The following is a 9,418-nucleotide window of genomic DNA, read 5'->3' as shown; positions in this document are numbered from 1 at the left end:
GCGCCGGTGCCTCGTTCCTGCGCAAGGACGGCAGCGTCTGGAGCACCGACAAGGACGGTTTGATTCCGGCCCTGCTGGCCGCCGAGATGACGGCCCGGACCGGTCGCGACCCGAGCCAGGCGTATCGTGCCTTGACCGACGAACTGGGTGAGCCGTTCTCGGTACGGGTCGATGCCAAGGCCAATCCGGAGCAGAAAGCGCTGTTGAGCAAGCTGTCGCCGCAACAGGTCACCTCGACCCAATTGGCCGGCGAGCCGATCCAGAGCATCCTCAGCCACGCACCGGGCAATGACCAGGCCATTGGCGGTCTCAAGGTCATGACCGAGAACGGCTGGTTCGCGGCGCGTCCGTCGGGCACGGAAGACATCTACAAGATCTACGCCGAAAGCTTTGTCAGCGACGACCACCTCAAGCAACTGGTGGCCGAGGCGCAAACGCTGGTGGATGGTGCTATTTCCTTGTAGGAGCGAGCCTGCTCGCGATGGTCGTCAACGATAACGCTGGCAGCCTGACACCCCGCGGTGTTCTCGGGTTTTTCGCGAGCAGGCTCGCTCCTACATTGGACCGCATTCCCCATGTAGGAGCTGGCTTGCCAGCGAAGACATTTGAACAGGCACCGAAAAAATGGGGCGACCAACATGGCCGCCCCATTTTTTTATCCGCGATCTGCCCGATCAGGCCAGATCCACAAGAACAATCTCGCTGTCCTCGATGGCCGTCACCCGCAGCACTTGCTCATCGGCAACCGCGACACCATCTCGAGCTTGTGCACGCAACCCATTGACTTCAATGACCCCGGTGGCCGGCACCAGGTAAGCACGACGACCGTTGTCCAAATGGTATTCGGCAGACTCGCCGGCCTTCAGATTGGCCGCTACCAGCCGGGCATCGGCGCGGATGCGCAAACTCTGGTCGTCGCCTTCCTTGCCACTGGCCAGGGTGACAAAACCTTCGCGGTTGCCTTTCGGGAACGGCTTGGCGCCCCAGGAAGGGGCCAGGCCGGACTCATTCGGGATGATCCAGATCTGGAAAATCCTGGTTGGCGTCGCCTCCAGGTTGTACTCGCTGTGGGCGATCCCGGTACCGGCACTCATGACCTGGACGTCGCCCGCTTCGGTGCGCCCCTTGTTGCCAAGGTTGTCCTGGTGGGTGATGGCGCCTTCGCGGACATAGGTGATGATTTCCATGTCCCGGTGCGGGTGTTGCGGGAAACCGGTGCCGGGGGCGATCACGTCGTCATTCCAGACCCGCAGGTTGCCCCAGTTCATGCGCTTGGGATCGTAGTACTCGGCGAACGAAAAATGATGGTGAGCATCCAGCCAGCCGTGGTGAGCGCCGCCGAGCGAGTTGAAAGGTCTGAGTTCAAGCATGATCGTCTCCAGAAAAGGTTCGTCATGGGGCAAGGCGCCTGAGCCACGAAGCGAGACCGGTGAGTGATGACGGCCATCATCCAACAGGCAACAATCGATAAAAAGCGTAAAAAATGCAGCATTCCCATCGAATACATTGATATAAAACGAACTCGGAAGTTTCTCATCCAGCCTTCACTTCATCGCATAAGCCAATGAGTCATAAGCAATTCACTAGAACTCGAGAGCAAATGCAGACACCATAGCGCTCAACAGCCTCACACCCTGGAGTCAGTCCGCGTGCCGCAACACACCCCCGATCTTCCTCCCGAACTTCGCCCCTTGGCCGAGATGCCGTTGATCAAGCGATTGCTCGCCCGATTCTTCGGTTACAGCCTGACCCGCCTGCACGCACAGCATCGTGCGTCGTGGTTGCATGGCCAGGCCGACGGTTTTCGCAGCGGTCACAGCGCCGGGGTCGATTACGGCTACAAGGAAGGCAAGCTCGAGGGGCTGGAGGAGGGTCGGCAGGTCCTGCTGATCCGCGACTCGCGCGCCACCGAACACCGGCCACCGAATGTCGATGACCTGTTGTTCGACGATTGGCGCCTGCCGTTGAACGCCGAATTGAAGAAGCGCATGAAGGCGGATGTCGCCCGGTTGTTGCCAGCCCATGCCCAACCCAGCGCCGCCCAGTGGAAAATGATTTTCAGCGACACGCCATCCACCTCGGTGATCGCGGGCGCCGGTGCCGGCAAATCGACCACGCTGGTGCTGCGTATCTTGCTGTTGACCCATTACCTGGGCTTCGAGCTGAGTTCGATGACGGTGGTGACCTTCACTCGTGAGTCGCGCAAGGACTTCATCAATAAGCTGATCGAACTGTTTGCGCTCTGGGGCCGCGTGATCAGTTTCAAGGAAGCGCGGGACCTGGTGCGCACCTTTCACTCGCGGATCCTGCCGATGGTCCGCAGTCTTCCGGGTTTCGAGCGTTTGCAGGCATTCGAGAACCTCAGCCTGCGGGCYGCGCAGGGTGACGAGGAGGTCGACAGCAATCCGTTCGATCTGCGGATCAACGACGCTCAACGCCAACAGCTCAACGCCTGCTATCACCGTCTGCACAATGAGGATGAGCGTTTTCGTGAGCTGATCAAGCCATTGTCCCGGCACGCCTTGCAACTCAGGGAGCTGGAGCGGGATCACCCGGATGTGCAGAAACGCATGGGTGTTACCGAACTGGCGGCCAAGCGCGATGAAGAACTGTGCGACGCCATTGAGGACCTGTGGTTTCGCGCCGGTGCCTGGCCCATCAAGGGGATTGAGCCGAATCGCCAGTCGTTCGATATCAACGGTTCGAAATTTCATAGTCACGGCTACATCCCGTCCCTGGATGCCTGGGTGGTGCTGGGGTTCGACCCTCGGGAAAACCCGCAGGTCACGCGACCAAACGCCAAGCTGTCGGTGCGCGCAGAGTGGGCAGTCAAGCGCACCCTGTTTCAAGCTTTCTGTCGTAAGCCATTGATATGGCTGGATAGCTACGAATCATCGAAACGTGTTTTGGCCTCGCTGGCGGGCGATGCCAGCGCCGGGCCGGGCTTCGATTACAAGGTCAAGGGCGAGCTCGCCTCCGCGCCGTTGCTCGATTGCTTTGTCGCCGCCGCCGGGTTCATCGAAAATCTTGGGCTGGACGTGCCGAGTGCCGTCGGCCAGATGAGTTTCGCCAAGGACGATCCCGACCGGTTCTTCTTCGAGGCCTTGAGCCTTTACTGGCGGGCGCTGGAAGATCACTTGCTCGATCAGAAACCGCCGATCATGACTTACAACCGGATGTTTGCCCTGTTCAGCGAGCATTCGCCGGAGAATCTCAAACTGCTCAGCGATGATCTGCTGCGACCGTTGTCACACCTGATGATCGACGAGTTTCAGGATGTCTCGCCGCAAATCGTCTCCTGGATCAGGGCCAGCCTGGCAGAGATCCGCAGTCGCGGGCCGGCCATGCATGTCGGACGCGGCGCCCAGCGTTCCTCGCTGCTCTGTGTGGGCGATGACTGGCAGTCCATCTATGGTTGGCGCGGCAGTTCGCCGACCTACTTCATGGAGTTCAACAAGGAGTTCCCGTCGCCGAGCACCACCAAGGTCATGCTCAGCGACAACTATCGCAGCCACCAGCACATCATCGATGCCGCCGAACACATCGTGCGTGCAGCACCGGCGATTGCCGGGAAGAAAGCCAAGGCTAGCGGTGAACCCAAGGCATTGCTGCCGGTGAACGTCCTTGATCGTGATGACCAGGGCATGGCCCAGCGCCTGATGGAACATTACCGAAAGGGCGATTCGATCTTGATGCTTTATCGAAAAAGTAGCGATAAGTCATTGATAGAAGAACATATTCAGTCTGTAGTTAATGTTGATTCTAGCTTGCCGTATGAGGCTCGCAGGCTCAAGCAACTGACGTATCACAGTGCCAAGGGCCTCCAGGCCGATGCGGTGTTTCTGCTGGGCGACTGCCAGCACCTGACCAGCTCGCCCTACAAGAATCAGGTTTACCGGATGGCGGGCCTGGGCAAGGCCGGTGACAGCGAACCCTACGACAACGCCCAGAAGGACGAGATCCTGCGGCTGGCCTACGTGGGTATTACCCGCGCCGTCAGCCATTGCTACTGGTACGTCGATGCGCAAGACACCCAGGCTGCGAACATGCCCAAGGCCTCCGACCGGGTGGGCAAGGGCAAGGCGTTCTTTGTCGATCATCGTGTAAGCCAAATCACCGTCTGACTTCTGAATCGAGACTTTGTAGGAGCGAGCTTGCTCCGGGCGGCGTTCCGACGAAGGACTCAAGAGCGCCGCGTTTAGCCAGTAAATACGCATTATCGTTAACGACCATCGCGAGCAAGCTCGCTCCTACAGGGAGTGGCGTTCAACAAAAAGCCCACTCAAAGTGGGCCTTTTAATAACTGAGCCTTCAGGCATAACTCTTGAAGGCCTCCGGTGGTACAAAGGCTTGAAGTTCATCCTCCACCGCTTCGATTATCAGTTCTACATCCGCGGCATTCATGACGGTGGCGCAAGGAATACCGGCAATGGCGATCATGGTCTCGCCAGTGGCACGATCAAAAAGACGGGCAATCATGCTGCCCGGGGCGTCCATGCTCGCCTCGAAACCCATGGGATGAAAATGCCAGCGCATCAGCTGGCAGGCGTTTGGAAACGTGACCTTACTGAACCCTCTATTCATGTGTTACCCGCCTTCATTATCGAGCGCTTCCCTTAGCTCATGGTAGGAGGGAAGAACCTTCATTGGTTCAACCAGTGACAGTGTTTAAAAGTAGCATCCGAATGTAAAAAGAATGTGGATTTTTCAGTTCATTTGGCGATTGCCGCCATTTTTTTGATTCAGGTCACGCTTCGTTCGCATTTGCGCTCAAAAGCCTTCATCCGTTTAGTCGTTGAAGACAAGGCGCAAGTTGGGCAAGCTCGGTTTTTTCCGTCGAGATTTTCAATGCACGCCGATGATGATGGCCCGTTGCAAACCCAGGCCACGGGCGAGACGGTCATGCGCTATCACTTGCGCTGGAAGCACCGGGATCTGGACGGCGTCATGGCGCTCTATCACCCCGAAGTCCAGTACAACGACTTTTTCCAGAACCGGGTCATGGGCCAGGCCGAATTACGCGAATACGTGCGTAGCAGCATGCCCCGGGATCCGGACGAAGCGCTGGAGCACTCTGACCGCATTCGACTGGACGGCAACACCGCGTTCATTCAATACCGCATCACCTTGCGCGGCGGTGAAGGGCTGGTGTCGTTGCGCGCCAGTGAAGCGATCACCGTCAAGAACGGGCTGATCTGGCGGGTCAATGAATATGCCTCGTTGGTGCATGAACAACCCGGCAGCAAAACTTCCAGTAACCAGCGCCCGGCGGTCAGCCGGCTCGGCCTGTCGCCTCGCCAATTGAGCTTCATGGCCGATGACCTGCAGCAGTATTTCCAGCGCCAACAGCCGTATCTTGCCCCGGAGCTTGATCTGCAACAGGTGGCGAAGGAGTGCGGGTACAGCCGCAATCAGATTTCCTATCTGTTGAATCAGGTGCTGGGCCAGAGCTTCTACCGCTACGTCAACCAGGCACGCCTGCAACACTTGCTCGTGGCGCTGGATGACGCCACACCGCCTGTGCGTATCGATGAGCTGGCGTTCGCTGCCGGATTCAATTCGCTGTCAGCGTTCTACAGCTGTTTCCGCCAGCACACCGGCCAGTCACCCAAGGCCTACGTCAAACAAATTTCTTTGCGTGCACGCGCGCAAGACAGCGCCTGAGCCCACGCACTAGGATCGACGCCATTGAAGTTTGAGTGGCGGAGTCTTGCATGCCGGCGTGGCGCACTATCAGTTTGTGGATGGACCAGCTCGACGAGCCTTTGTTGGCGCGTCCGGCGCTGGAGCGGGACCTGGATGTCGACGCGGCAATCATCGGCGCGGGCTACACCGGTCTCTGGACCGCGTACTACCTCAAGCAGCACAAACCGGACCTGAGCATTGCGATTGTCGAAGCGCAGACCGCCGGTTTCGGCGCGTCGGGGCGCAATGGCGGCTGGCTGATGGGCAACTTGCTGGGTGAAGATCGCCTGCTGGCAGACCTGCCGGCGCAAGAGCGCCGTGCCTCTTACGATTTGTTGCACAGCATTCCAGACGAAGTGGAGATTGTCCTCGAACGTGAGGGGATCGACTGCGATTACCGTAAAGGCGGAGTGCTGTACTGCGCTGCGCGCTATCCGGAGCAGGAGGCCAGCCTTCGCCACTACCTGGACGATCTCCACCGCCAGGGCCTCAACGACAGCCACTATCGCTGGCTGACCCCGGAACAACTGGCGCAGCAGATCCGCGTCGCCAAACCCTACGGCGCAATCTACGCGCCGCACGTGGCGACCATTCACCCGGCCAGGCTGGTCCGAGGGCTGGCCCGGGCAGTGGAGCGCCTGGGGGTCAAAATCTATGAAAGCAGCCCGGTCACCCATTGGCAGTCCGGCAGCCTGCGCACGGCGAAAGCGTCGGTGCGCAGTCGCTGGGTGGTGCCGGCGGTAGAAGGCTACTCCGTCACCTTGCCGCCGCTGGGGCGTTATCAGATGCCGGTGCAGAGCCTGATCGTCGCGACCGAGCCATTGTCGGCGGCCACCTGGGACGAAATCGGCCTGAGCCGCGGCCAGGCGTTCAGCGAGGCCAGTCGCCAGGTCACCTACGGTCAGCGCACCGCTGACAACCGACTGATCTTTGGCGCCCGTGGCGGGTACCAGTTCGCCGGCAAACTGCGCCACGACTTCGACCTGACCACTGACGAAATACACCTGCGGCGCTACCTGTTCGGCGAGCTGTTCCCGCAGTTGAAGAACGTGCAGATCACCCATTCCTGGGGCGGCAACCTGGGCATGTCCCGGCATTTCCAGCCGCACATGCTTTGCGATCGGGCCAACGGCATTGCCCTGTCGGGCGGCTATGGCGGGGAGGGTATTGGTGCCAGCAACCTGGGAGGCCGCACGCTGGCTGACCTGATCCTGGGCCGCGACACCGATCTGGTGCGCCAGCCGTGGGTCATCCCCCAGCGCGGCCTCGACGCGCTCAGGGCCTGGGAGCCGGAACMCATCCGTTGGCTCGGCTACAACGCAATCATCCGCAGCTTTGTCCATGAGGACCAGACTCTGGCCAACCCCGCGACCGCGCCCTGGCGGCGCAAGCTGGCCAGCGGGGTGGCCGGTTTCATGGAAGGTTTCATGCACTGAACAGCGTCTCTACATCGACAGGTACTCCCATGAGCATCACGCAATTCAAGAACACCGCAACCCTGAAACCAAGGTTTACCCAAGTCCTGAAATGATGGGCAAGCTGTTTGCGCTGGAGGCCATGCCTCTGAATATCGATCGGGGGCGTACGCGAGTGTGGAACAAGATTCGCACCGGCAGTTGAAGCGGTGAGCGGCCATCGGGACAGGACGTCCCGATGCCATCGTCCTCAGCCGACCGGCTCGCCTGCGCAACTCATCTGCCCTGAACCGGGTATCTGGAAAAACACGTCATCGCCGATTTGCCAGAAGCTGTAGTTGCCTTTGTAATCCTTGCCCGTGTACTGGGTTCCGGAATTGCTCGGCACCTGGTTCAGCGTAACCGAGGTGTTGGCCCATTTCAGGAACACCACGCCCGGTTCGACCGTAAAGAAGGTAGCGGCAATCAATGCGTTAAACCCTGCGCAACGATAAGCCAACGGGCCTTCCGAGAGTCTGCTTGGGTCCTTGGTTCTCGCAATGGCCGAACCTTGGCGCAGTTGGAACGCACGCTCGGCATAACTTCGCACGAAGCACGCCTTGGCTTGAGTCCCGCCACCACACTGGTTACGGGACTCAATCCAGAACCGCTGATCAATCTCGACTTTATCCGGGCGCGGCACGGAATGTTCATCCGTGAGCGCCAGGAGATAAAGACGATTGAGTTCCAGGTCCATGCGCGCCAGTTGGGCGTCATGACAGATGAGCTTTTCGGCGGAGGCCTGGGGCGAGGCGCAATCGAAACTGGTTTTGTAAGTTGGCAAGGGCTTCGGTTTTGCCTTTGCCTTTGTGGCAGCGTCACACACGCTCGCAGTCACGCACGCGCTGACGGCGAGCAGAGAGGCCAGAAGTGGCGTGACCATTTTCATTTCGACGTCACCTGAGAATCTTTACGTGATGCCCGTATTGCAACGCATCGTGTCGAAGCGTTGCACAGTCATTCGGTCGCACGGGGTCTGTCGAGTGTAAAGCAGTGCTCGAAACCTGCCACATCGTGCCAGGAGAAACGTTAGTCTTCCTGGCGAATCGTCGCCACGTCATCGGCCCTGACTTTGACCTTCGCACCCGAAATGTCCTCAAACTCGAAGAACCCGTCGCTGGTTTTGGTTTTCGGCATGTCTTTGGTCAGGTATTGAGTGCCGTTCTGCAGCGTCACCACCGTTGGCGTCGAGCAACCGGCCAGCGTCAGCAGGGCCGCTACCGCCAGGGGCAAGCCCAAAGTCTTGATATCCATAATCACCTCCATAGGTTCTGAAGCAGCGCCATCAATTCGATGGCTGTCACTGCACCTCTATGGCGGTTGGTGCCGCCGGGGGGCAGAAAGTTCTACTGCCCGGGAAATTTTCCGTACAGCGCCATTTATCCTTTTCCGATTGCACCGGGCAGGGCGGAACTGGTATCTGTACGCATAACCAGTACTCGCTCGCCATGGCCCATTTCCCTGTGACTGCAAATCCCCTCGACGATCCGTTCTATTACCTGAACAACTTCATGCAAGTGCTTGATTGGCTTGAGCAGCGCTCTGGCGATGTGTTGAGCGTCGAAGAGCAGCATTTCATTCATGCGTTCAAGGGGTTACCCCGTGAATCGCAGGCACTGCTGGTCAGAATGGTCATGCGCAAGGGCGTTCATTTCAGGGCGAACAAGCTGCATTACGACGAAATCGGCGATATCGGCACAGCCGTCGGCCCGTTGCTTGAACTGGGTTGGGTCGACGGGCAAATGCCCATCGCCATCGACGAACTGTTCGAGGTGCTGCTCAAGGCAGAGATCCTCCAGACCTTTGCCGCTGCCATCGATCAACCCAAAGGCAAGAAAACCGACTGGTTGCCGAGGCTGAGCGCGCAATTTCCCCAGACGCAGAGCTTCAATGACTGGTGCCCGTGGCTGGATGAGCGCCTGTTCAGCCTGACCATCATGGCGTTGTGCGATCGCCTGCGCCTGATGTTCTTCGGCAACCTGTACCAGGACTGGTCGGAGTTTGTGTTGGCTGACCTGGGCATTTATACCTACGAAAAAGTCGAATTCTGTGCCGAGTCCCGTGGCTTGCGCAGCCGCGAAGACGTGGATGCCTGTGTCCTCCTGCACGCGTACCAGCAACAATTCGAGGCCGGTGAAGCGCTGGAAGATGTGGTCGAGCGCATCAAGGGGCTGGTGCTGGACAACCCATGGTTGCAACGGCGGCGCGGCAAGCTGCTGTTCCAGATGGGCCAGTATTGCGAACGCATCGCGGATTTCGCCATGGCCCTGCACCTCTAC

Annotated in this window: 7 protein-coding genes and 3 pseudogenes; 6 read left to right on the top strand and 4 right to left on the bottom strand. The window is 59.1% G+C overall.

Annotation, left to right across the window (positions count from 1 at the left end; translation table 11 throughout):
* Positions 1–464 (top strand): annotated as a pseudogene (locus AC1DVH_RS21390) (alpha-D-glucose phosphate-specific phosphoglucomutase); the annotation flags it as partial.
* A 210-nt stretch (positions 465–674) separates the two neighbouring features.
* Here the strand turns inward: AC1DVH_RS21390 and AC1DVH_RS21385 are convergent.
* The gene (locus tag AC1DVH_RS21385; RefSeq protein ID WP_102670283.1) at positions 675–1,370 is read right to left on the bottom strand and encodes a pirin family protein; all 696 of its coding nucleotides are present in this window, start codon (positions 1,368–1,370) and stop codon (positions 675–677) included.
* A 279-nt stretch (positions 1,371–1,649) separates the two neighbouring features.
* On the opposite strand from AC1DVH_RS21385, the gene AC1DVH_RS21380 reads away from it, so the two are divergent.
* On the top strand, positions 1,650–4,124 hold the full coding sequence (locus AC1DVH_RS21380) for a UvrD-helicase domain-containing protein (protein WP_477755488.1): 2,475 nt from the start codon (positions 1,650–1,652) through the stop codon (positions 4,122–4,124).
* 187 nt (positions 4,125–4,311) lie between these two features.
* Here AC1DVH_RS21380 and AC1DVH_RS21375 read toward each other — a convergent pair whose 3' ends face one another.
* A complete protein-coding gene (locus AC1DVH_RS21375) occupies positions 4,312–4,584 on the bottom strand; it encodes a DUF1652 domain-containing protein (protein WP_477755487.1) in 273 nt (90 codons plus the stop codon).
* A gap of 264 nt (positions 4,585–4,848) precedes the next feature.
* Between AC1DVH_RS21375 and AC1DVH_RS21370 the strand changes: the two genes are divergently transcribed.
* The 3 genes and pseudogenes from AC1DVH_RS21370 to AC1DVH_RS21360 form a co-directional block, all read left to right on the top strand.
* The gene (locus AC1DVH_RS21370; RefSeq protein ID WP_477755486.1) at positions 4,849–5,664 is read left to right on the top strand and encodes a helix-turn-helix transcriptional regulator; all 816 of its coding nucleotides are present in this window, start codon (positions 4,849–4,851) and stop codon (positions 5,662–5,664) included.
* A 50-nt stretch (positions 5,665–5,714) separates the two neighbouring features.
* Positions 5,715–7,121: an NAD(P)/FAD-dependent oxidoreductase gene (locus AC1DVH_RS21365; RefSeq protein ID WP_477755485.1), complete on the top strand. Its 1,407-nt coding sequence runs from the start codon at positions 5,715–5,717 to the stop codon at positions 7,119–7,121.
* Between the two features lie 64 nt (positions 7,122–7,185).
* Positions 7,186–7,305 (top strand): annotated as a pseudogene (locus AC1DVH_RS21360) (spermidine/putrescine ABC transporter substrate-binding protein PotF); the annotation flags it as partial.
* Between the two features lie 45 nt (positions 7,306–7,350).
* Here the strand turns inward: AC1DVH_RS21360 and AC1DVH_RS21355 are convergent.
* Positions 7,351–8,028: an MliC family protein gene (locus AC1DVH_RS21355; RefSeq protein ID WP_477755484.1), complete on the bottom strand. Its 678-nt coding sequence runs from the start codon at positions 8,026–8,028 to the stop codon at positions 7,351–7,353.
* A 140-nt stretch (positions 8,029–8,168) separates the two neighbouring features.
* A complete protein-coding gene (locus AC1DVH_RS21350) occupies positions 8,169–8,393 on the bottom strand; it encodes a YgdI/YgdR family lipoprotein (protein ID WP_477755483.1) in 225 nt (74 codons plus the stop codon).
* Between the two features lie 194 nt (positions 8,394–8,587).
* Between AC1DVH_RS21350 and AC1DVH_RS21345 the strand changes: the two are divergent.
* Positions 8,588–9,418: pseudogene (locus AC1DVH_RS21345) on the top strand (VRR-NUC domain-containing protein); the annotation flags it as partial.

It is taken from the genome of Pseudomonas sp. P4_C3 (genome assembly GCF_056402075.1).
Note: the sequence above shows the minus strand (reverse complement) of the source record. Positions and strands in the feature narration are given on the sequence as shown.

Bases quoted from the DNA above. Each gene is read 5' to 3' on its own strand.
- AC1DVH_RS21385 (WP_102670283.1), bottom strand. From the start codon at position 1,370: ATGCTTGAACTCAGACCTTTCAACTCGCTCGGCGGCGCTCACCACGGC.
- AC1DVH_RS21375 (WP_477755487.1), bottom strand. From the start codon at position 4,584: ATGAATAGAGGGTTCAGTAAGGTCACGTTTCCAAACGCCTGCCAGCTG.
- AC1DVH_RS21370 (WP_477755486.1), top strand. From the start codon at position 4,849: ATGCACGCCGATGATGATGGCCCGTTGCAAACCCAGGCCACGGGCGAG.
- AC1DVH_RS21355 (WP_477755484.1), bottom strand. From the start codon at position 8,028: ATGAAAATGGTCACGCCACTTCTGGCCTCTCTGCTCGCCGTCAGCGCG.
- AC1DVH_RS21350 (WP_477755483.1), bottom strand. From the start codon at position 8,393: ATGGATATCAAGACTTTGGGCTTGCCCCTGGCGGTAGCGGCCCTGCTG.